A 21,297-nucleotide genomic window follows, 5' to 3' on the forward strand; every position below is an offset into this window, starting at 1 on the left:
GGTGGTTTAAGTGGTTGGAAGTGTTGTTTCCCATGCGCTTTGGATAAATTTACCCAATTGTTCAAACTCCGCTTCCCGCGCACTGCCGCGCCGCCATGCCAGCCCGATTTCGCGGTAACTGTCTTCTGGCAAAGGCCATAGCTTGACTGCCGTGCCTGTCAGTAGGGTAGATTTCTTGACCATTTCGGTCAGGTAGGAAATGCCCAAATCCGAATCCACCATTTGTACCAGCGTCAGCAAGCTGCTGGCAGTAAAGCGGCTGATCTTGTCCACGTCTTGCAAGTGGCAGGCGGATAGCGCGTGGTCACGCAAGCAATGCCCGTCTTCCAGCAACAGGATACTTTCTGGGTTCAACTCGTTGAAAATATAACCGCGTGGGTGGGTATGGCGGGTATCTTCGCGGCAAGCCAGCAGGAAGCGGTCTTTGAACAACGGCAGCATTTCCACATTGCGCAGCGCGAAAGGCAGGGCAATGATAATCAGGTCAAGTTCGCCATTCATGAGTTTGTCGTACACGCGCAGGGTCATGTCTTCCGTCAGGTATAGGCGTAATTGTTGGAAACGTTTGCGGATGGCGGGCAGTACTTGTGGCAACAAAAAGGGTGCAATGGTGGGGATGATGCCGATCCGCAGTTCGCCAGTGAGTGGCGCGTGGTTGCTGCGGGCGAGTTCCACCAAACTTTCAATGTCACGGATGCAGCGGCGGGCTTCGCCAGCAATTTGCCGCCCGACGTGAGTGACGGTGACATTTTTGTTGGTGCGGTCAACCAGTTGTACTTCCAGCGTGGTTTCCAGCTCACGGATTGCGGTGCTGAAGGCAGATTGGGAGACAAAACAAGCCTCGGCAGCTTTGCCGAAGTGTTCGTGGCTTTCCAGCGCGACAAAATAACGGAGCTGTTTGACAGTCGGCAGGTTCATGGCAACCTCAATGTTATCGGTTTTAAGGCTTACCGTTCGGATAATATTCTATTTTCTGTATTATAGTAAAAAAACTTTAGCTTTGCGCGTAATGCAGTGGCCCGCCCCGAAATGGCGCAAATCCTGTGCCGAAAATCACACCCGCATCCAGCAGATCAGCATCATCGACGATACCTTGCGCGAGGCAGGCTTTGGCTTCGTTGACAAGCGGGGTAATCAATTTGGTTTGCAGCATGGTGCGGTTGCCTTGCCATTCCACCGCTTCGGTTTTCATCATTTTGCCATTGCGGTAACGGTAGAAACCTTCGCCGCTTTTCTTGCCGAGTTTGCCTGCTCTGGTCATGTGGTTGAGGGTAAGGGGAACGTCCAGCCCCAGCTTTCTCGCCAGAATATCGCCGACGTGTTGGCAAATGTCGAGGCCGACGGTATCTGCCAGTTTCAACGGCCCCATCGGCATCCCGAAATCACGCGCCGCTTCGTCGATAATGGCGGCGGGAATGCCTTGCTGTTGCAGGCGGATACCTTCCAGCAAATAGGGCATGAGGATGCGGTTGACCAGAAAACCGGGCGAGCTGTGCACTGGCAGCGGCAGCTTGTCGATGTGGCGCGTGAACGCGAGCGCACGGGCAAGCACGGCATCATCTTTGGCGTGCGGGTCGTAGACGACTTCCACCAGCGGCATTTTGAAGACCGGGTTGAAAAAATGCAGCCCGACCAGCCGTTGTGGTTCGCGCAGTGCGCCAGCAATGTCTTCCAAAGGAATGCTGGACGTATTGCTGGCAAGAATTGCGTCCGGTTTGGCTTTGCTTTCCAGTGCGGCAAACAACTGCCGTTTGGCTTGCAAGTTCTCGAAAATGGCTTCGATAATGACATCGGCTTTGCCGATACCTTCGCCGTGCGGGTCGGGAATCAAACGGTCTAACGCGGCTTGGATGGCGCGGGCATCTTTCTTGTAACGGTGTTGGAAGGCTTCACTGGCGCGTGCCACCACACGGGCGAGCGCATCGGCATTTTGGTCTTGCACACTGACGCGTAAACCTTGCATGGCGCACCACGCGGCAATTTCCCCGCCCATTGTGCCACCGCCAACCACATGCACATGCTGCGGTTGGAACAGCTTTTTGTCGCCCAAGGCTTTCAAACGGTTTTGCAGGAAAAAGACCCGCACCAGATTTTGCGCAGTATCGCCCAACACCAGTTTGGCGACGGAAACGGCTTCGGCCTTGTACATCGCTGCCGGGTTGCCGCCGTGCTTTTCCCACAGGTCAATCAGGGCATAGGGCGCGGGGTAATGTTCGGGGCGGGCGTGTTCGGCGACTTGCTTACGCAGTTTTGCTCCCAATAGGTGACGGGCGGGGGCAAGTTGGTTCAGTGCCGACAGGTAGAATGGCGGTTTAGTCTTGGCGGGTGGTTTCAGCAAGGTTTGGACGGCAGTGCTGTGTAATTGGCGTTCCGCTACGCAGTAATCCAGCAAGCCCATTTTCAGTGCTGCTTGCGGGCGTAATAGCCTGCCGCTGAGCATGATGTCCATCGCGTTCAGCACGCCTAGTTTGGCGATGGAGCGTACCGTGCCGCCGAAACCGGGGTGGATGCCGAGTTTGACTTCCGGCAAGCCCAAGCGTGTACCGGGGTTGTCGCTGGCAATGCGGTAATCCAACGCCAGCGCCAGTTCCAACCCGCCCCCGAGGCAGAAGCCGTCAATCATGGCGAGGGTGGGGCAGGGCAAGTCGGCAAATTGCTGGCACACCGCTTGGCCTTTTTCGATGAAAGCTAGCGCCTGTTCGGTGCTTTTGACTTCGGTGAAACGTTTGACATCCGCCCCGGCAATGAAGCCCGTGGATTTGCCCGAACAGATTACCAGCCCGGCGGGTTTGTGGCTGCGGATGGCGATGCCTGCACGGCTGAGTTCGTCGAGGACTTCGGGGGTGAGGATATTGGTGGATTCACCCTGCACATCCAGTTTGAGCCACAGGATGTTGCTGCTGTCGGTTTCCAGATGGAGGTGTTGGAACGTACTCATGGGCTGACTCCTTCCACCAACATTGCGCCGCCTTGTCCACCGCCAATGCAGAGGCTGGCAATGCCGCGTTGTGCATGTTTGCGCCGCAAGACGTGGGCAAGGTGTAAGACGATGCGTGCGCCGCTCGCGCCAATAGGATGCCCGAGGCTGATGCCACCGCCGTCGATATTTACTTGCGCCGCGTTAATGTGTCCCAGCACTGATTCCAGCCCCAGTTCTTGTTTGCAGTAGTTCCCGTCCCCAAAAGCGTGTAAGCACGCCAGCACTTGTCCGGCGAACGCTTCATTGATCTCCCAATAGTCAATACTATCAAGATTTAACCCGCTTGCGTTTAATAATTTTGCGCTGGCGTGGACTGGCCCCAAACCCATTTGGCTGGGGTCTAAACCTGCCCAGTAGGCGGGGCTGATTTTGGCTAATACCGGGAGTTGGTATTGCGCAACTGCCGGTTCGCTGGCAAGCAATACGCAAGCCGCACCGTCGGTCACTTGCGAACTGTTACCTGCTGTTACCAAACCAGTGGGTTTGTCGAAAATGGGACGGAGTTTTGCCAACTTTTCTAGGGAGGAATCGCGCCGTACCCCGTCGTCAAAGCGGATCACCGTCCCGGATGCAGTGCTTAAGGGGGTAATTTCATCGTCCAGTTCGCCCGCATCCATTGCCGCTATCATGCGTTGGTGGCTGCGCAGGGCGTAAGCATCCATCTGTTCGCGGGAAATACCGAAACGGTAAGCCAGCTTTTCGGTGGTTTGCCCCATGCTCAAGCCGACAATCGGGTCAGTTAGGCCACGTAACAGCGCAATGACGGGGGAAAAGTAACGGGCTTGCAGGCGGCTCAGTGCTTTGAGTTTGGCGGGCAAGGTTTTGGCCTGTTGCCAATCCGCCAACCACGCCACCATTTCTGGGCGGAATAATACCGGCGCGTGGCTCATGGCTTCCGTACCACCCGCGAGGATCAGGTCGGTGTAACCGTGGGCAATGTTGCGGTAAGCGCTGTCGATGGCTTGCAAACCCGCAGCGCAATTGCGTTGCACCGTGAATGCCGGAACTTTATCCTCGCAACCGAGGCGCAGGGCAATGACGCGGGCAATATTGGCTTCATCCGGCCCCGGCATTGCGCAGCCGAAAATGACTTCATCAAGGGTGGAAGGGGGAAAGGGTTGGCGTAGCAGCGTGGCTCGCCCGACGTGTACAGCCAAGTCACTGGCGCGGTACTCCCCCGGCTTGCCTGTGGTACGCAGGAAAGGGGTGCGGCTTCCGTCCACGAGAAAAACCGTGCGGGACATTGACGTTCCTCCTCCGGTGTAGATCGCCGGTGCACTTGTTATGGTTTTTATCTTCTACGGTTTCACGAGTTTAGGCCAGAAACCTTGGGTTTGGTAACGGTATCGGCGTGGGTGTGATTCAGACATATGGTGGCATTGGTAGGAGAGGGCTATTTGCAACAAGTTCACTTGTAAGTTAACATTTCGCCCATGAGAGAAATCCACTTTTACAAAACGTCATCCGGCGAATCCCCGATAGAAGCGTTCTTGGACAGCCTCACCAGCAAACAAGCGCAAAAAGTTGCATGGGTTATGCAACTGATTGAAGAAGTTGAACAAGTTCCTGTGACATACCTGAAAAAGCTGGTTAATACCGATGATATTTGGGAAATCCGGGCGCAGCAGGGGAACAATATTTTTCGGCTATTGGGATTCTTTGATGGTGGAAAACTAATCGTCCTGACCAATGGTTTCCAAAAGAAGACCCAGAAAACGCCTAAAGCCGAGATTATTCTGGCAGGGGACCGCAAGAAAGACTATCTGGAGAGAAAAGCATGAGTGATTTACAGAAATACACCAGCCGCCGCAAACAGCAAGATGCCCAATTCGCGGACAATTTCGATAAAGGCTACCAGTCTTTCAAGATTGGTGTTTTGCTGCGGCAAGCTAGAATCGCTGCTGGCATTACCCAAGAAGCTATTGCGGTATCCTTGAACACCCGAAAATCTGCCATATCCAGAATGGAAAACCATGCAGAAGACGTGAAACTTTCCACGCTTGAGAAATTTGCCCACTCCCTAGGCAAGCGGTTGGAAATCCGTATTTGCTGATAGTCGGGTGGTTTGGTGTGCTGGCAGAATTAACGCTACACTCTTGCCTTCTTTAGCTTCAGGAATGGCGGTGCAGCAATGAATATCGACACACTCACGGAGCTTTACCAGAAAGCCCAAGCGCTACAGCAAGAGCTTGAAGCGGAAATCGACAAGCTGCTGGAGGAAAAGCGCAGCCAGTTCCAATATGGGTTTCAGCGCGGCAAGGTGTATTTCGAGGAAAGTATCCGTGTTTTGCAGCACGGGCAACGCACGCCGCTTTGGCAGTACCTGAAATCCGCCCAGATTCTTACCGTGCTGACCGCCCCGATTATCTACGCGGTAATCATCCCCTTTGTGTTGTTGGATGCGGCGGTGACGTTGTACCAGCAGGTGTGTTTCCGCGTGTATGGCATCCCACGGGTGCGGCGTTCAGATTACATCCTCATCGACCGCCATCATCTGGCCTACCTGAACGTGGTGGAAAAGCTCAACTGCCTGTATTGCAGCTACGGCAACGGCTTGGTTGAATATGTGCGCGAAGTCAGCGCCCGCACTGAGCAGTACTGGTGTCCGATTAAACACGCCCGTCGTAGCCCCGACCCGCACCGTTTTACCCATCAATTTGTCGATTATGGGGATGTGCAAGCCTACCAGCAGAAGCTGGAGGAATTGCGCAAAGCTTGGGAAGCGCACAACCCATAAGCCCGCCGCGAATGCCGCTAACGGATAAACGCACGTAAACGACCGATGGGCTGCCCGCCCGATTTCTCAGACTTTCAGAGGTATGGTGTAGACTGCTAGCAACAGGATTTTTCAACCACACGACATGGAGTCGTTATTATGTGTAGCATTAATGGAATCAACTCCCTGAGTTCAGGGTGCGGTGCGTCGGGCGCATCATCATCTGCATCTTCCCCTTCCTCCAGCAGCATACAGGCATTCCAGCAGGCTTTAAGCGGGCATGGCTCGGGTAAATCAGAAGGCGGCAGCAAGTCTGGGCGGGGCGGCAACTGCGGCGGCAGCAATAGCAGTAATGGCAGTTCAGGCAATATGCAGGAGCTTATTACCCAACTTATTCAGCAAATCCTGCAAGCCTTGATGGGTAACAACAGCAACGTAGCACAAACCGGCAACAGCGGCGGTTCTGGCAGTTGCTCTTCCGGCAGTGCTAACAACGGTTGCCAAGCCTGCGGTTGATGGCGTAACCCATCTTCCCTGAAACGGAAAAGGCGCGAGGAACACCGCGCCTTTTTTGTTGCCTTGCTTATTTTGCAGGCTTGAGCGTTTCAAGCATTTTCTTGGCGTCTTCATTGCCTTGGTCGGCTGCTTTCTGGAACCACTGACTGGCGGCAGCATCATCTTGGGTCACGCCGATACCTTCGTGGGACATAATGCCGAGGTTGTATTGCGATTCGGCGTCGTTTTGGTCTGCGGCTTTTTGGAACCATTTGGCGGCTTTCGCCACATCTGCTTTCGTGCCTAAGCCCGCGTAATAGATGGAACCGAGGTTGCGTTGGGCGGTGATGTTGCCTTGGTCAGCGGCTTTGGTGAACCACTTAATGGCTTTGGCAGAATCTTGCTTGATACCGATCCCTTCGTAATACATTGTGCCAAGGTTTAGCTGCGCTTGGTCATAGCCTTTATCCGCCGATTTTTGGTACCACTTCAGGGCTTTGGCTTGGTCTTCTTTCGTGCCTTGGCCTTGGTTGTACATGATGCCGAGGTTGTATTGCGCTTTTTGGTTGCCTTGGTCGGCGGCTTTTTGGAACCATTTCAGCGCTTTGGCGTAGTCTTGAGCGACGCCAGTACCTTCGTAATACACCATAGCAATGGCAAACTGTGAATCCACGTCGCCCTGCGCTGCGGCTTTTTCATACCACTTCGCGGCTTCAGTCAGGTCTTGCTTGACCCCGTTGCCGCTCTCGTACATAAAGCCCAAATTGAATTGTGCGGATGCGTTGCCTTTTTCGGCGAGTGGCTGGAATTCATGGAGTGCTGTGGCGTAATCCTGCGCATTATAAGCAGCGACACCCTTGGCAAAATCCGCAAACGCAGGCGCTGCGGTGAACAGGGCAAGTGTTGCAACGGCAAGCAATTGTTTTTGTAACATGTGTTGTTTCCTAGCAGGTTAAGTCGGTCTGATCATAGCGTAAATTAAAACATGACTTTGAGTATTTGCTTTAACGACAGGCGGGTTATTTTGTTGTCCTTGTGCGCAACATTTTTTACGGGGTGTACGGCTGTTCCGCAAGCTAATGTGTGGAAACCAACGGCGGTGGTTGCCAGCAGCGCCGACATTTGTTACCAGCGGGTGCGTGAGTTGGAAATGCTGCCGTTGGATGCCGCCAGCCCTACCGACGGCTTCCTGCGCAACCAGCATTGCATTGCCCTGAAAGCCTGCCAGCACAAGCCAGAATTTGAAAACCCGGTGTGGTTGGATCAGGTGATGGCGGATTTCATCGACCCGTACACCCAGCAGCAACACGACTGGGGGAAAGTGATGGCGCATTGCCAGCAACGTTCCACCGCGAACCCGCTGCGTAACCTGTTATGCCAGCGCGAGATGGCGCGTTACCACATTTTCACCGATTTGCGCGGGGCATTGGCGCATGACGGATGCAGCACCTCCGCTGACTGGCAGCGGTTGGAAGGCTACATCAGCGGCTGCATTGACGAGGCAGATTATCCACCAGTGCTGTCCGATTACATCAAAAACCGGGTTGTCACTTACCGTAACCGCGTGCGCCAACAATGCTTGTCTGCTGGAAATACGACGCAGGGAAATCATCCACCCGGATCGCATTCAACGTCGCCCGCCGTGCTGCCAGCAGTTTTTCCGCGCTGAAGGTATCCAGCAAACCTTTGTCCTTGGCTTCTTGGATCGCGGCTTCGGTGGTGTGGGCGTGGAGTTGCCCGGATTTCATCAGACTGCGTAATTGCTTTTCCAACTCGGCGGCGGCAAGGGTTTTGTGTAAGGCATCCTCAATCCGCCCCATGCGGTCTTGCGGGTCGTTGGTGATGTAAATGCCGCGTGTCAGGCGGTCGCGGGTAGCAGAAGGTTCCAACGCTAGCCGCGCTACTTGGTGGATCAGCTTGTCATCCGGCGGGCTGAACGGTTTGCCATACGGGAACATCAAGGTGCGCAAGGTTTTCGCCAACCACGGCATCGGTAAGTTGTGGAAAGCCGCCAGCATCGCCTGTTGCGCCCGGTGGATAGTGAGTGTGCAAGCGTATTCCAGCAAGGGCAGGTCGGCTTCCGGCTCGCCTTGTTCCTCGAAATGCTTGAGGGTGGCGGAACACAGGTAGAGGTTGGCGAGGATGTCTGCCATGCGCCCCGAGAGACGTTCGCGCCGTTTCAAGCTGCCGCCCAAACTGAGCGCGGCGTAATCCGCCAGCAGGGCAAAGTTACTGCTCAAACGGGCGAGGTGGCGGTAGTGGTGGCGGGTGCGCGGCGTGCCGGAAACCACCAGCAGCGCATTGCTCAGCCCATACCAAAGGCTGCGCCCCAAGTTTCCGGCAATGTGTTTGATGTGCCCGATCAAGGCGGCGTCGAATGCGGCTACATCGTCGTGTTGCGCGGCCTGCATTTCTTTCAGTAAGAAAGGGTGGCAACGCAACGCGCCTTGCCCAAACACGATCAGCGAACGGGTGAGGATGTTCGCGCCTTCCACGGTAATGCCGATGGGGATGGATTGGTAAGCCCGCGCCAAGTAGTTGGATGGCCCCATGCAAATGCCCGCGCCGCCGGAAATGTCCATCGCGTCATTCACCAGCCGCCGCATCCGTTCGGTCAGTTGGTATTTCAGCATGGCTGTCACTACTGCGGGGCGTTGCCCTTGGTCGATAGCGGTCGCGGTTAAAATGCGTCCGGCATCCATCAAATAGCAGTTGCCCAAAATGCGGGCGAGCGGCTCTTCCACCCCTTCAAAATAGCCGATGGGCATCCCGAATTGCTGGCGTACCCGCGCATACGCGCCGATATAACGTGCGGTCATTTTCGCCGCGCCGGTCGACAGTGCGGGCAGGGAAATGCCGCGCCCTTCGCCCAAGCATTCCACCAACATCCGCCAGCCGTGCCCGAGTTGCGCTTGTCCGCCGATTACCCAACCCAGCGGGATGAACACATCGCGCCCGATGTTGGGGCCGTTCTGGAAGGGAATATCCAGCGGAAAATGGCGCGTGCCGATTTCCACGCCCGGATGGTCAGTGGGGATCAGTGCCACCGTAATGCCGATGTTTTCCTTGTCGCCCAGTAAGTGTTCCGGGTCGTAAAGCTGGAATGCCAGCCCCAGTAAAGTCGCCACCGGCCCCAGCGTGATGTAGCGTTTTTCCCAATTCAGGCGGATGCCTAGCACGGCTTTTTCACCGTTGAAATCCTGCCGACAGACGATGCCGTGATCGGGGATGGAGCTGGCATCGCTGCCTGCTTCCGGTGCGGTCAGGCCAAAGCAGGGGATTTCGCGCCCATCTGCCAAGCGCGGTAAGTAGTAATCCTTTTGCGCGGGTGTGCCGTATTTCAGCAGCAATTCGCCGGGGCCGAGCGAGTTGGGAACCATCACCGTGACGGCGGCGGTAATGCTGCGGCTGGCGATTTTCATCACCACTTCGGAATGCGCCAGCGCGGAAAAGCCCAAGCCACCGTAAGCCTTGGGGATGATCATGCCGAAAAAGCGCTGTTGCTTGAGGAATGCCCAAATAGCAGGCGGCAGGTCGTACAATTCGTGGGTAATCTGCCAGTCGTCAAGGTCGCGGCAAAGGTCTTCCACCGCGCCGTCGAGGAAGGCTTGTTCCTCAGTGCTGAGTTTGCTGATCGACAGGTCGTGCAAACGACACCAATCCGGCTTGCCGGAGAAGAGTTCGGAGTCCCACCAAACGTTGCCGCTGTCCAGTGCGTCCTGTTCGGTCGGTGAGATCGGTGGCAACTGCTGTTTCAGGCGGCGCAACACGGGTTGGCTGAAGTACTGGTGGCGTAGGCGGGTTAACCTGTTCATGGCTTACCTCCGTTTCAGGTTCTTGATACCACGGCAGGGTGCGGTAGGCAGGTGCGCTGCCGGTATTCCATGCTGGATACTTAATCACAGTAAAATAGGGCGAATAGTCGAAATCGCTGGGGGTGAAAAGCCGGAAATTGCGTTCGTAAAAGCGCAGTTCCTCATTTTGGGCATTGCGCACCAGCGGCAGGATCGGGTAATGCACCTGCTGGAAACAGCGGGCAATCATGCTCGAACACACGATATGCGTCGGTTGTCCGGCATTGTGCTGGAATAGGCAGGAACGCCAGCGGCGCGGCAAGATCGCATACGGGAACATGAACCGCGCAAGGTCGAGCAATTGGCGCACGTCATAGCCCATGCCCAGATGCTCAATGGCGAATTCCACCACTTTATCGGTGTCTTGCCACGTCAACCCGGCGGGGCGGCAAATCCGCAGGTGTTCTTTGCGGTAATCGCGCAGCGGGGTCACGATAGTGCCTTGCCCCAGCAGCGATTCGATCACCAAGGGTTCGCCGAGGTCGCCATCGTAATACGCCGCCAGCCGCGAACGTGCCTTGGGGTCACGGATGTCATTGATGCGCCCGACGTACAGCGCCGCGTGTGTCCACGGTGACAGCGCCACGCTTTGGATGACTTTGCTGACCCGTGATTGCCCCGCAAACAGGATTACGTCCGCCGGGCGGATTTCGCGCTCAAGAAATTCAAAATTGCAGATCGGGCTGAAATCTTCAGCGTGTGGGGTAGCGTTTAGCCAGCCGATGCCCTGTTGCCAAAGCCAGTTGGTTAGGCGGGAAGTGGATGTACGGATGCGTGGGAACATGATCGCTCCTTCGCAGGGGGAATAACACGCAGACCCTGCGCTACCTTATAGTTTAGTGTAATACTCAGGTAATGGCGGGGGTAATGTGACTGATAACGGCAGGGGATTAGGAGGGAGTGGCAGATGACGCGAGTGGCACGGCAGTTTCAGTCTGCCATGCCACCGCAAGCTGGCTTAGCCGTGGTTTTCGTCGGACTTTTTCACAATATCCAGCAGCTTCATGTCGGGGTCTTTAGCGCAGGCATCGCCCAAGCCTTTGCCCAAGGTATCCATCCATTTTTCGCTGATGTTGGTGTTTTTCTGTTCGGCGCTGATATAACCATCCAGCCAGAAAATCATCATTGTGCCGAGTTCTTCATCCTCAGCCATGTCTTTGCAAGTAACCGTGCTCATGTCGAACTCCCATGCATTAGCCGCCGCAAATGGCGCACAGGATAAAAGCAATGCCAGTAATAACTTTTTCATAATATACACTCTCGCTTTAGTAGAATCTCGAACATAGCATAGGTTTAAGAATTAGATCAATTCAATTTGTCAATGATATTAATCAAGCTCATTGTATTTTGCCTTGCATTTTCGTTGAATTTGTGACAAAACCAGCTTTTACTGATAGTTTGTCAACGCGAGGGAAAAACCATGAAAACATTGATGACAACGCTGCTGCTGGTTGTTGCGGGTGGCTTTGCACTATCCGCCAATGCTGAGCCTACGCTTGAGGTGGGCACGGTTCTGGAGGGTTCAATTACGCGGTACGAATGCGGTGATAGCTGCTATTTGACCATTATGGCAGCAGGTGGCGAGGAATATACCGGGTTGTGCACGGCGTCTATGTGCGAAAGCTGGAATGCGGACGCAGCAATACCGGATAGCATGATCGGTGTGAACGTCAGAGTCACCGTCGGTGAAGGTTCGCAGGTTGATGGCGAAGGCAATGTGATGGGCACGACCGATGCCTTTAATGAAATTGAACTTACCGACACGGATTATATGTAAGTTATTATTGGTGCATTAACTAAAAGCCCTTGCATCAAAATGGTGCAAGGGCTGTATAAGGCTGTTACGCCGCTACTTTAGGTTGCTTGTTCAGTTTTAATTTGATTACGGTTATTACACCAACGACCGCTGCCAGCAAAATAATGGCTAATAATGGGCGGTAGAAAATCCATGCAATAGCAATCGTCGCTAAGGCGAGGATGACCGCTAATAAAAATGCAATGATTCCCGTGCCAGCCCCAATAATATCGCCTGCAATAGGCAATACGTCGGCAATGACAGAGAGCACCTTGAATTCCATATTAATCCCAATAACGAGCAGGATGAATCCAATGAGCCGGATAATCCATGTCATTAGGGTGTTACTTTCTTGCGCATGTTGGATGATGGCATCAGCGCTGTGGATGCCCGTTTCCAGCAGTTCGATTTCCCCGCCCGCGCTGGTGGCGTAAGGCTCAAACGTATCCCGCACCTGCTTGGCAATGACGCTGACTTCCATCGGGTTCACCACTTCAAAGGTGATGCGTTGATCCCCAATCTTTGGTGCTGCCGGGTTCATTCCGCTGTAAAAGCCACCTGCCTGTAACTTTATTCCGGTGGGAAGTTCCATCTTTTTAATATCAGCCGCTTGAATAACAAGGGGTTTTGTTTCATCAATCCGCTCCACAAGGGAAGCGGGGAGGCTGAATTTCCCAAGGGAAACCGTATCCGCAAGCTGCGTGCTGGACTCGTAGGGCATGGTCGCAGGGTTCTGGTGTTCTTCTGGAATTCTGAAATCACCGGAGTTGATTGCGCTTGCCGACCAGGTTTTTTCGTATGAGTAAGTGGTCTTGGTTTCTTCGCCACCGCCGAGCTTTTTCTGGGTTTCGCTGTGTGAGGTTTCCTTCCATTGGTACATCTCCGCTACCCGCCGCAGTTGTAAGGCATTGGCGGATACCCCAAAAATAGGGTCATTCAGTACAGCTTTTGTATCAGCTTTCCCGGTGGTATGGATCAGTTTGCCTGCATTGGCAGGGTCAACAGCGTCGGAAGCGACTGAGATGACAGAACCCGCTCCTTCCTTGAGTGTTTTGTATTCTTTGACGGATCGGCCTTCATTCCAGAACAGCAGCACCAAGGCGACGATAATCAGTACAATACCGACCAATATCCCTTTGATTGCGCCGCCAAGACGGCTGAACCACGATTCAGAAGTCACTTCGGTGAAATTATCATTCGACATTTGACACATCCTTCAACTGATTGTTAAGTCAGGTGTTTGTCGTTGTGTAACGGTTCTCCCCTTGCGATGTCAGCAAGGCAAGGGGGAATCAGGCCATTGGCGGCATAAGCCCTTATTTGACTTTGATGGACTTGAGGGTTTTTTCTATCGCGTCGGCGTGTGTTTCTAACGCCTTTTTCGGTGCTTGGTTGATGAGCACGAGGAATTTTTCGCCGTCCTTTTTGGCATACTCGACGAAGTTCACGAAGTACTTGACGCCTTTCGCTTCTGCCTGCCCGTTGTTATAGGTCGCGGTAACGCCCAAAGCATCATCCTTTGCAACTTCGGGGTCTTTGCCTTCATTCCACACGATGCTTTCATACTTCGCGCCTACGTCCTTTTTCATTTTTTCGACAGCAACATCCAGTTCGCCTTGGTCGATCAGCAGTACATTCATCGCAACCAGTTTGTCGGGGGATTCCACGTAAGCACCTTCGGAATCAGGCGTCACGTGCCAATCAGCCGGGAAGTCGACGGTAAAGAGCGGTTTGTCTTTGTCTGGGTAGCTGTAGGTTTGCTCAGCGCTTGCTTTGTCGTCGCCTTTGTCCGCATCGCCGCCGCCGTGGGCTTTGATTGACTCGATAACTTTTGCGGCAATTTCAGCGTGCTTTTCAAAGGCTTCTTGGGAGGAAACCCACAGCAGCATGTAAGTGTCGCCAGATTCTGTGTGGTTGGCGAGAATGAGGTTAATGTTCGCTTTGCCGTCTTCATCTTCGCCTTTGGCATTGAGTACTTGCAAGGTCACGCCCGGATTTTCGCCTTCGGTTGGCTTTTCGTCGTAAGTGACGTTCTTGAAGCTGTCTTCGATAGAGGCTTTGGCTTCTTCCATTGCCTTGTCAGGGTGATCCTTGTCGGCTTCGAGCTTAGAGAGTTCCATGAAGAAGCTGGCATCATCCTTGGGGTGGGCAAACAGTACGCCTTCCTTCGGCTTGAGTTCCCAGTCGTCTGGGAATGCTACGTCGAGCTGCGGGGCATTTTCAGGGAAGTTAATGGATTGATCCGCCATGACGAATGGGGAGCTTAATAAGGCGAGCAAACAAAGTACAAGTGATTTTTTCATGGTAATGGCTGCTTATATGGTTGGTTCGGAAATATCTTTTGAACGCACATATCTTCTTCTCGCAAAAAACCTGAGCACACTATAAGGCCAGAAGATAGTAAGTCGAATTTATCAATAAATTTGAGAAATGTCATTGTGTTTTTTGCTAGGATTGTATCTAGCGATATAAGCATGGGTCTGTATACTGGCAATGAAGTGTGTATAAACAGGTGATGTTGTGGTGAAATTAAGCATAACGGCTTTTTTCTTATTGGCTGCATTATTAGTCGGTTGCGGTGAGAAACAGCCAGCGCAACAGGAACAGCGCGGCGAGTTGAAGGTATTGCCGTCGTCCACGCCGTCTCCCGTGCCTGCTGCCGTTGATGCCGAGGCTGACGGTAAGCGGGTGGCTTTGGTTATCGGGAATCAGGCGTATGCAGATTCACCCTTGCGCAATCCGGTTAACGATGCGGACAAAATGGCGGAGGCTCTGCGTGGCTTGGGCTTTGAGGTCATGAAAGCAACCAACCTCGACCAAAAAGGCATCAAGGCTGCCATCCGCCGCTTTGGTGAACGTTTGGATAGCAACAGCGTGGGGCTATTCTATTTCTCGGGGCATGGTACTCAAGTCGGCGGCAAAAACTACCTGATCCCAATTGGGGCGGAAATCCAGTATGAAGATGAGGTGGCGGATGCGGCGGTGGATGCCGATCTGGTGCTGGCAAAAATGGAAAGCGCCCGCAACGGCTTGAACATCCTGATCCTTGATGCTTGCCGCAATAACCCGTTTTCGCGCAGTTTTCGCAGCAGCACCAAAGGACTGGCAAGGATGGATGCACCGACCGGGACTGTGATTATTTACGCCACCTCACCGGGCGATGTGGCAGCGGATGGCACGGGCGATAACGGCCTGTTTACCAGTCATTTGCTCCAGCACATCAAGACACCAGGGATCGACATTGGCGAAACCCTACGCCTGACACGTTTGGGGGTGTTGCAACAATCCGAACGGGAGGGCAAGAAGCAAGTGCCGTGGGAATCCAGTTCCCTGCTGGCGCGTTTCTGTTTCGCCGGGTGTGGGCAACCTGCCCAAGCCTCACCCGTATCCTTGCCGACAGCCGCAAAGCCAGTGGCAGCAGCACCGCCTGCCCGCCTTCCTTTCGAGCCTGAAATGGTGGCAATCCCCAGCGGCAAGTTCACGATGGGCTGCAAGGCAGGGCGCGATGACGTGGACGGTGATTGCAATAGCGGCGAAAAACCTGCCCACGAAGTCAGCATCAGTGCTTTCCAACTGGCGAAAACGGAAGTGATGTTTGACCAATGGGATGCCTGTGAAAAGGCCGATGCCTGCCCCCATGCCGACGATGAAGGTTGGGGACGCGGTGATCTGCCGGTAATCAACGTCAGTTGGGATGACGTTACCCTGCAATACATTCCGTGGTTAAATCAGGAAACGGGGAAAAATTATCGCTTGCCGACCGAGGCTGAATGGGAATATGCCGCCCGTGCAGGCACGGCGAGCGCTTACCCGTGGGGCAATGGCATCGGCAAGGACAACGCGAACTGTTACGAAGATTCGTGCGGTGAAACGTTTGATTCTCCGTCGCCAGTCGGCAGTTTTGCCGCCAACTCCTTTGGCCTGTATGACATGCACGGCAATGTGTGGGAGTGGGTGCAGGATTGGAAGGGTGCATATGCCGCCGAACCGCAGGCAGACCCAACGGGCGCAAGCTCCGGCGCTAACCGCGTGTTGCGTGGTGGCTCGTGGTACAACGCAGCGGGGTTTTTGCGCTCCGCTTACCGCCACATCAGCACGCCGGATAACAGCACTTTCAACGTGGGCTTACGTCTTGCCCATGATTAATTTTTTTAACGACAGTCCACCAATGTAATGTGAGGGAAAACCATGAGAACACTGAACACGATACTTTTATTGGCTGCGGTAGGTGGTTTTGCCTTACCCGCCAGTGCCGCTAGCCTTGAGGGAAAAATTACGGGGTACGAGTGCGGTGACAACTGCTACTTGACCGTTATGGATGCAAGCGGCGAAGAACACACGGGGCTGTGTACCGCCACGCTGTGCGAAAGCTGGAATGCGGAAACCGCCATGCCTGACAGCTTTAAAGGCACGCAGGTCAAAATCAAGGTCGGCACGGGTACGCAAGTTGACGGCAGCGGCAACAACATGGGGGATATGGAATCCTTCGATGAAATTGAGCTGTTAGGTGCGGATAGCGCCACACATTGTGCCGACGATGAACTTACGGTATTTTCTTGTGAGTTGAAAAATAAAAAAACCGTCTCTGTGTGCGCATCGGATGATGTGTCCTCCCATTCTGGGTATTTGCAATACCGCTTTGGCAAAATTGGTAAAGTTGAATTGTCTGTCCCTGCCAAGAAAAAAAGTTTCCCGCAAGAATTAAGTCTCCAGCACAGCAAAGATGACAGTGCGGAATACAATTACATGAGCTTTTCAAATGGCGGTAATTTCACTTATGAATTGACCAGCTTCCGGCAATTCAAAGCCACCAACAGTGAAGGGAATCAGACCCCGGAAAGCAGCGATACCCTTACGGTGCGGGATATTAGAAAGTCCATGCGGGAAGGCGATATTGTTTTCTCTAATGAATGTAAAACGCTTGGTGCGCCGCTAGATGCTGAGGCGGTTTCCGAATGGACGGGCGTTAAGTGGGAAAGGGCAGGGTTCTAAAACCTAAAAGCTAACATGCCCCGTCCTGATAACAGGATGGGGTGAATTTCATGGGGCGCGTCAGTGTTCATTGGTCGCGCCGAATTCTTTTAATCGCCGGAAAAATTCCTCGTGTTCAATGTAGTGGCTACCGTCGCAGGAAAAATTCATGCCGATCATGCCATTGATCCGGTTGATGGATGCGCTGCGTAAATAAATTTGCTCGTCCGACAGCCGCAAGCGTTTAAATTCATCGAAGATCGGTTCAATACCGTGGCGGTCAATACGAGGTTGCCGCCCTTCATAACTCATGGTAGGAAAACTGTCGAGAAAGCCACTCTCAAAGACCTCTTCTTTCACGTAAATTTTGTAACTGTACGGGTCATCAAAGAACCAGCAACTCAATTGGGAAGATGAGTAGTGTACCTTGATGTTGAACACGCCTTTACGGGTGGCGAGGGCATACATAATACGGTGTAGCTTATCAATATTCTCGTCAAACAAGCTGACTTGGCGTTCTTGTTGGAACAGAAATGCACGGACGGAAGGGTCGCCTTTTATTTGTAACCAACGTTTTGGCATAACGTGTACTCCTGTGACTGTGGTGATTATTGCCTGCTTGCTATCGTATGCTTATTTAGTTTGGGTGCAATTGCCCTTAAATTTACTGCTTTCATTGCAGCTTTGGGTTACATTTCTGAAACAGCACTTATAATCGCACCCCATTTTTTGCGAGTAAAAATTTATCTAAAAGTTGGAGATACGATATGAAACCATGGTTAGCTACTGGAATGTTATTACTGTCTGCTGGGTGCGCCCACGTACAGGAAAAGCCCACCCACTGGACGTATGAGGGGGCGGAAGGCCCAGAACATTGGGGCGAACTCGCCGACAGTTATCGAATGTGTACCGTTGGCAAAAACCAATCCCCCATCAATCTCGACAGTCAGCATGAAATCGAGGCGCAACTTTCCCCCTTGGCACTAGCGTACAAGGCAGGCGGCAAGGAAGTGCTCAATAATGGGCATACCGTTCAGGTGAGCTATGAACCCGGCAATACGCTAACGCTGGATGGGTATTCGTATGAACTGAAACAGTTCCACTTCCACGCCCCCAGTGAAAATGAAATTGACAGCAAACAATACCCGATGGAGGCGCATCTGGTACACGCTGACAAAGATGGCAATTTGGCTGTGTTGGCACTCATGTTCACCGAAAGTGCTACAGACAATCCGGGGTTGAACCAATTCTGGTCACAAATTCCTGCTAAAGCCGAAGAAAAAGTTGCTTTGACGACCAAGGTGGATGCTTCCAAACTGTTGCCTGCCAAGCATGATTACTACCGCTTCAATGGCTCCTTGACCACGCCACCGTGTACTGAAGGGGTGGTTTGGCTGGTGATGAAGCAGCCAGTCAGTGCCTCCAAAGCACAAATTGAGAAGTTCTCCCAGATCATGGGGCATCCGAACAATCGCCCGGTACAGCCAGTGAATGCCCGCACGGTATTGAAGTAATGTCGTGGATGACTTGCTAAGCCCACAAAATACCTGACTCCAAACAAAAGAAGCGGCAACTGAAAATTGTTCCGCTTCTTTTTGGTTTTTTCACGTTAGCAAGTGCGGATTACTTGATCAGGTAAGCGCACACGATACATCTCCCTTGACGGCAAACTCTTCAAAAATGCTAACCACTGTTTGAAAATCACGAGTTATGGCATGTGCCGGAAAAGGTTTACCATGAAACGATTCTAGTCCGTTGGGACAGTCAGTGTTGGTAAGTGTCCTGACTTGGTATTCACCCTCTTCATCAATTTCGTTGAGCATGATGAGGCAGCGTTGATTTTCAGTATAAAGGGTGATGTCCTGAACGCCAATATCCGGTTTATTGCTGTTACTGATCTTAGTCGCGTTGGGGATGGTGCGCGAAGAGCAGGGGGTTTATGCCGCCGCTTAAATTTAGACCCAGCCTAATCCCCTGCACCCCAAACAAAAAGTTGCAGCATCCTGCATCCCCGTCCCGTGGCATTCACCACAAAGCCGTGCGAGTGGTGGGCGGGGCGGGATCAGTGTACGGAGTTCGGGGTAAATCGCCGTGCCGTGGAGCAGGGCAGCGTAGATGATTAGGGGGTCTGTTTCCGGTTCGGTCGGGTAGTTGAACGCCCCATGATCCAGACAGAGCAAAATGCCATCGGGTCGGATAGCCCAGAGGTAGACCAGATTGGCATGAAGCGGGAGGGCGTTGAGCCGTTCCTTGCAGGTTTCGATTGGGCCATCCCCAAGCCCTTTGGGGTTCAGCTCAGCGATCCGGTTTTGGATCATGTTGGATAGTTCAGCAGGAGGTGCTGGACGGTCGGTGTTGCTGCTGGAGCTATCGGGTATGGTCGGTGGCATGGGTTACAAATGCTTTGACAGGATAAGTGAAGTCTATAATTATTCACGGGAAATGTTCAAACAATTCCTCTAAATCCAGTATGGCGCACCATTCCATGAATACTTCCAGACCTGCCCCCCGCATCCTTAATAAACGCCTGTTTGTGCCAGTGTTCATGCCGTTTGCCTTCGCTGGACTCATGTTTTTACTCTTCCCACTGATCATGTTGGTTGCAGGATGCCCGATGTGTATCCTGCGTCAATGGTGGCTTTTTGTGCTTGGCGCTCTGTTCATGGGGATTGCCCTGCGCCCGCGTGTTGTGCGCTTGGACGAAACTGATGCCTGTTTGAGCATTGCGTGGGGGCTGAAATGGCCGTGGGTTTACCGCCGGATCGGGATAGATGAGTGGGCGGGGTTTTCCGTGACACAAGAATTTCCCGTGATGGTTACTCCGCGCACTCAAGGAACCGTCGGCGTCACAGCTTTGCCGCCGCAGTGGCATCTGAAGGGAATGACGAAGCGGGGAAAAAGCCTTTCACTCGGCGTTTATCCAAGTGAGGCTGAGGCGCTGGCGTTACGTAAACGCTTGGAGCAGCGGCTGGGTTAGGGATTGGTGCTATTAAAGTATTTAAGCAAATATTAATATACAAAACATATAACTTATAAAGTTGGAAACTCTGCGTTTTACGTGCCAAAATCAATCCCGAGGGAGCAATGCGGGTGCGTGACTGCATAGCAAATAATCAAATTAGCATCTCCCCACCAAAGAAGTGAAATATAAGGAGTGGATGGTATGTCAGAGCTTAAATCCAAGGGAAAATCAGGCACAAACGGTGACACTGGTTATCAGTTCATGAACGCTAATCCGGCAGCAGAGCAATACGAGCCGTCTGTCGTTAGCGAAGCAGATTTACCCCGCAAAGTAGATTTACGCCCGTTTATGACTCCCGTGGAAAATCAGGGGTCAATTGGTTCTTGTACTGCTAATGCCATTGCTGGTGCTTATGAATATTTGATTAAACGCCATTTACAAGGCGCAGAAGTCGATATTAGCCGCTTGTTTATTTATTACAACGCCCGCTGGCGGGCAGGCAACCAAAATAAGGTGACGGGTAGCCGCATCCAATATGGGATGGAAAGTTTGCAAACGTTTGGTGCATGTACCGAAAAATCATGGCCTTATAACGTCAAAGCGGTGCTGGATAAGCCAGAAGATGCGGCTTATAGTGAGGCATCACGTTTCAAGGTCTTGCAGATGCAAAATCTCCCAACCCAGTTGGATAAGTGGAAAAGCTGTTTGGCTGAAGGCTACCCGATTGTGTTTGGCTGCGCTTTGTTTGATTCCTTTGACGATTGTAAGAAACAAGGCGGTGTTGTTCCTATGCCTGCGCCTTCGGATGCTGGTCGGGGTGAACATCGGCTTCATGCCATGTTGTGCGTGGGTTATTCCGATGTGGATGAGGCATTTATTGTCAGGAACTCGTGGGGGGATAGTTGGGGTGAACGCGGATATTGTTACATTCCTTACAATTACTTGATGAGTGAAAAACTTAATCTGGGGGATTCTTGGATTATCCGTGCAGCGGAAAATATCCCTACGCCGGAAGAAGGTTGGGATGACAATAATAAATCCATCATTAAAAATAAACCTAACTTTAATATTAATCCGTACTCGTTTGATGCCTATGACCTGCTTGATTTGGTCTTTTTCGATCTGTCCGATGATCTGGATTATTCCGACTATGTGCCGGATGAATATACAACGTACTCTGAAACGATAGAGTACGTGTCCGAGTACATGGAAGAGACTGAAGAATTCTACTCGTATGAATCGTCCAGCGAAGAATACGAGGAAGAGGAAGAGTCCGAAGAAGCCGATGACGAAGAGTCTGACGAAGACGAATCCGAGGAAGAAGAGGAAGCTGACGACGAAGAATCGGAAGACGATGAGGAATCCGATGACGAGGAGTCAGAGGAAGAAGAGGAAGTTGACGACGAAGAATCGGAAGACGATGAGGAATCCGATGACGAGGAGTCAGAGGAAGAAGAGGAAGTTGACGACGAAGAATCGGAAGACGATGAGGAATCCGATGACGAGGAGTCAGAGGAAGAAGAG

General features: G+C 52.7%; 20 protein-coding genes and 1 pseudogene. 10 read left to right on the forward strand and 11 right to left on the reverse strand.

Features of this window, described 5'->3' with window-relative positions:
- Nucleotides 1–6 precede the first annotated feature (6 nt).
- The 3 genes from PHE17_RS04300 to PHE17_RS04310 all read right to left on the reverse strand — a co-directional run bounded on the left by PHE17_RS04300 (nucleotide 7) and on the right by PHE17_RS04310 (nucleotide 4,224).
- The gene (locus PHE17_RS04300; protein ID WP_301014583.1) at nucleotides 7–918 is read right to left on the reverse strand and encodes a hydrogen peroxide-inducible genes activator; all 912 of its coding nucleotides are present in this window, start codon (nucleotides 916–918) and stop codon (nucleotides 7–9) included.
- Nucleotides 919–994: 76 nt separating this feature from the next.
- The gene (locus tag PHE17_RS04305; protein WP_301014584.1) at nucleotides 995–2,938 is read right to left on the reverse strand and encodes a 3-hydroxyacyl-CoA dehydrogenase NAD-binding domain-containing protein; all 1,944 of its coding nucleotides are present in this window, start codon (nucleotides 2,936–2,938) and stop codon (nucleotides 995–997) included.
- Complete coding sequence (locus PHE17_RS04310) at nucleotides 2,935–4,224, reverse strand: acetyl-CoA C-acetyltransferase (RefSeq protein ID WP_301014585.1); 1,290 nt, start codon at nucleotides 4,222–4,224, stop codon at nucleotides 2,935–2,937. The genes PHE17_RS04305 and PHE17_RS04310 overlap by 4 nt, the downstream gene beginning before the upstream one ends.
- Nucleotides 4,225–4,470: 246 nt before the next feature.
- Here PHE17_RS04310 and PHE17_RS04315 point away from each other — a divergent pair, with 246 nt between their 5' ends.
- The 4 genes from PHE17_RS04315 (at nucleotide 4,471) to PHE17_RS04330 (ending at nucleotide 6,212) form a co-directional block, all read left to right on the forward strand.
- On the forward strand, nucleotides 4,471–4,761 hold the full coding sequence (locus PHE17_RS04315) for a type II toxin-antitoxin system RelE/ParE family toxin (RefSeq protein WP_301014586.1): 291 nt from the start codon (nucleotides 4,471–4,473) through the stop codon (nucleotides 4,759–4,761).
- On the forward strand, nucleotides 4,758–5,033 hold the full coding sequence (locus PHE17_RS04320; protein ID WP_301014587.1) for a helix-turn-helix transcriptional regulator: 276 nt from the start codon (nucleotides 4,758–4,760) through the stop codon (nucleotides 5,031–5,033). Before PHE17_RS04315 ends, PHE17_RS04320 begins: the two co-directional genes overlap by 4 nt.
- A 78-nt stretch (nucleotides 5,034–5,111) precedes the next feature.
- Nucleotides 5,112–5,717 (forward strand): hypothetical protein, encoded by a 606-nt coding sequence (locus PHE17_RS04325; protein ID WP_301014588.1) that lies wholly within the window; start codon nucleotides 5,112–5,114, stop codon nucleotides 5,715–5,717.
- A 138-nt stretch (nucleotides 5,718–5,855) separates the two neighbouring features.
- Nucleotides 5,856–6,212, forward strand: coding sequence for a hypothetical protein (locus tag PHE17_RS04330; protein WP_301014589.1), 357 nt, complete (start codon nucleotides 5,856–5,858; stop codon nucleotides 6,210–6,212).
- A 67-nt stretch (nucleotides 6,213–6,279) separates the two neighbouring features.
- Here the strand turns inward: PHE17_RS04330 and PHE17_RS04335 are convergent, their stop codons facing one another.
- From PHE17_RS04335 to PHE17_RS04350, 4 genes and pseudogenes are all read right to left on the reverse strand, one after another.
- Nucleotides 6,280–7,125: a tetratricopeptide repeat protein gene (locus PHE17_RS04335; protein WP_301014590.1), complete on the reverse strand. Its 846-nt coding sequence runs from the start codon at nucleotides 7,123–7,125 to the stop codon at nucleotides 6,280–6,282.
- A 613-nt stretch (nucleotides 7,126–7,738) separates the two neighbouring features.
- Entirely contained in the window at nucleotides 7,739–10,006 is a 2,268-nt protein-coding gene (locus tag PHE17_RS04340) for an acyl-CoA dehydrogenase (RefSeq protein ID WP_301014591.1), read from the reverse strand.
- Nucleotides 10,007–10,361: 355 nt separating this feature from the next.
- Nucleotides 10,362–10,829: pseudogene (locus PHE17_RS04345) on the reverse strand (YiiX/YebB-like N1pC/P60 family cysteine hydrolase); the annotation flags it as partial.
- 174 nt (nucleotides 10,830–11,003) lie between these two features.
- Nucleotides 11,004–11,294: an HdeA/HdeB family chaperone gene (locus PHE17_RS04350; protein ID WP_301014592.1), complete on the reverse strand. Its 291-nt coding sequence runs from the start codon at nucleotides 11,292–11,294 to the stop codon at nucleotides 11,004–11,006.
- A 171-nt stretch (nucleotides 11,295–11,465) separates the two neighbouring features.
- On the opposite strand from PHE17_RS04350, the gene PHE17_RS04355 reads away from it, so the two are divergent.
- The gene (locus PHE17_RS04355; RefSeq protein WP_301014593.1) at nucleotides 11,466–11,822 is read left to right on the forward strand and encodes a hypothetical protein; all 357 of its coding nucleotides are present in this window, start codon (nucleotides 11,466–11,468) and stop codon (nucleotides 11,820–11,822) included.
- Nucleotides 11,823–11,886: 64 nt separating this feature from the next.
- On the opposite strand, the gene PHE17_RS04360 is transcribed toward PHE17_RS04355, so the two are convergent.
- Nucleotides 11,887–13,044 (reverse strand): TMEM43 family protein, encoded by a 1,158-nt coding sequence (locus tag PHE17_RS04360; RefSeq protein ID WP_301014594.1) that lies wholly within the window; start codon nucleotides 13,042–13,044, stop codon nucleotides 11,887–11,889.
- 112 nt (nucleotides 13,045–13,156) lie between these two features.
- Nucleotides 13,157–14,143, reverse strand: a complete 987-nt coding sequence (locus PHE17_RS04365; protein ID WP_301014595.1) for a hypothetical protein — start codon at nucleotides 14,141–14,143, stop codon at nucleotides 13,157–13,159.
- Nucleotides 14,144–14,363: 220 nt separating this feature from the next.
- Here PHE17_RS04365 and PHE17_RS04370 point away from each other — a divergent pair, with 220 nt between their 5' ends.
- On the forward strand, nucleotides 14,364–15,986 hold the full coding sequence (locus PHE17_RS04370; RefSeq protein ID WP_301014596.1) for an SUMF1/EgtB/PvdO family nonheme iron enzyme: 1,623 nt from the start codon (nucleotides 14,364–14,366) through the stop codon (nucleotides 15,984–15,986).
- Nucleotides 15,987–16,028: 42 nt separating this feature from the next.
- On the forward strand, nucleotides 16,029–16,832 hold the full coding sequence (locus PHE17_RS04375; RefSeq protein ID WP_301014597.1) for a hypothetical protein: 804 nt from the start codon (nucleotides 16,029–16,031) through the stop codon (nucleotides 16,830–16,832).
- Nucleotides 16,833–16,892: 60 nt separating this feature from the next.
- On the opposite strand, the gene PHE17_RS04380 is transcribed toward PHE17_RS04375, so the two are convergent.
- On the reverse strand, nucleotides 16,893–17,393 hold the full coding sequence (locus PHE17_RS04380; protein WP_301014598.1) for a hypothetical protein: 501 nt from the start codon (nucleotides 17,391–17,393) through the stop codon (nucleotides 16,893–16,895).
- A gap of 185 nt (nucleotides 17,394–17,578) precedes the next feature.
- Between PHE17_RS04380 and PHE17_RS04385 the strand changes: the two genes are divergently transcribed.
- Nucleotides 17,579–18,325 (forward strand): carbonic anhydrase family protein, encoded by a 747-nt coding sequence (locus PHE17_RS04385; protein ID WP_301014599.1) that lies wholly within the window; start codon nucleotides 17,579–17,581, stop codon nucleotides 18,323–18,325.
- Between the two features lie 441 nt (nucleotides 18,326–18,766).
- Here the strand turns inward: PHE17_RS04385 and PHE17_RS04390 are convergent, their stop codons facing one another.
- Entirely contained in the window at nucleotides 18,767–19,201 is a 435-nt protein-coding gene (locus PHE17_RS04390) for a hypothetical protein (protein ID WP_301014600.1), read from the reverse strand.
- A gap of 95 nt (nucleotides 19,202–19,296) precedes the next feature.
- Between PHE17_RS04390 and PHE17_RS04395 the strand changes: the two genes are divergently transcribed.
- Together PHE17_RS04395 and PHE17_RS04400 are read left to right on the forward strand one after the other, a co-directional pair.
- The gene (locus PHE17_RS04395) at nucleotides 19,297–19,788 is read left to right on the forward strand and encodes a hypothetical protein (RefSeq protein WP_301014601.1); all 492 of its coding nucleotides are present in this window, start codon (nucleotides 19,297–19,299) and stop codon (nucleotides 19,786–19,788) included.
- Nucleotides 19,789–19,974: 186 nt separating this feature from the next.
- The coding region (locus PHE17_RS04400) for a C1 family peptidase (protein WP_301014602.1) at nucleotides 19,975–21,297 on the forward strand (1,323 nt) is incomplete at its 3' end.

The organism is Thiothrix sp. (assembly GCF_028714775.1).
Classification (GTDB): domain Bacteria; phylum Pseudomonadota; class Gammaproteobacteria; order Thiotrichales; family Thiotrichaceae; genus Thiothrix.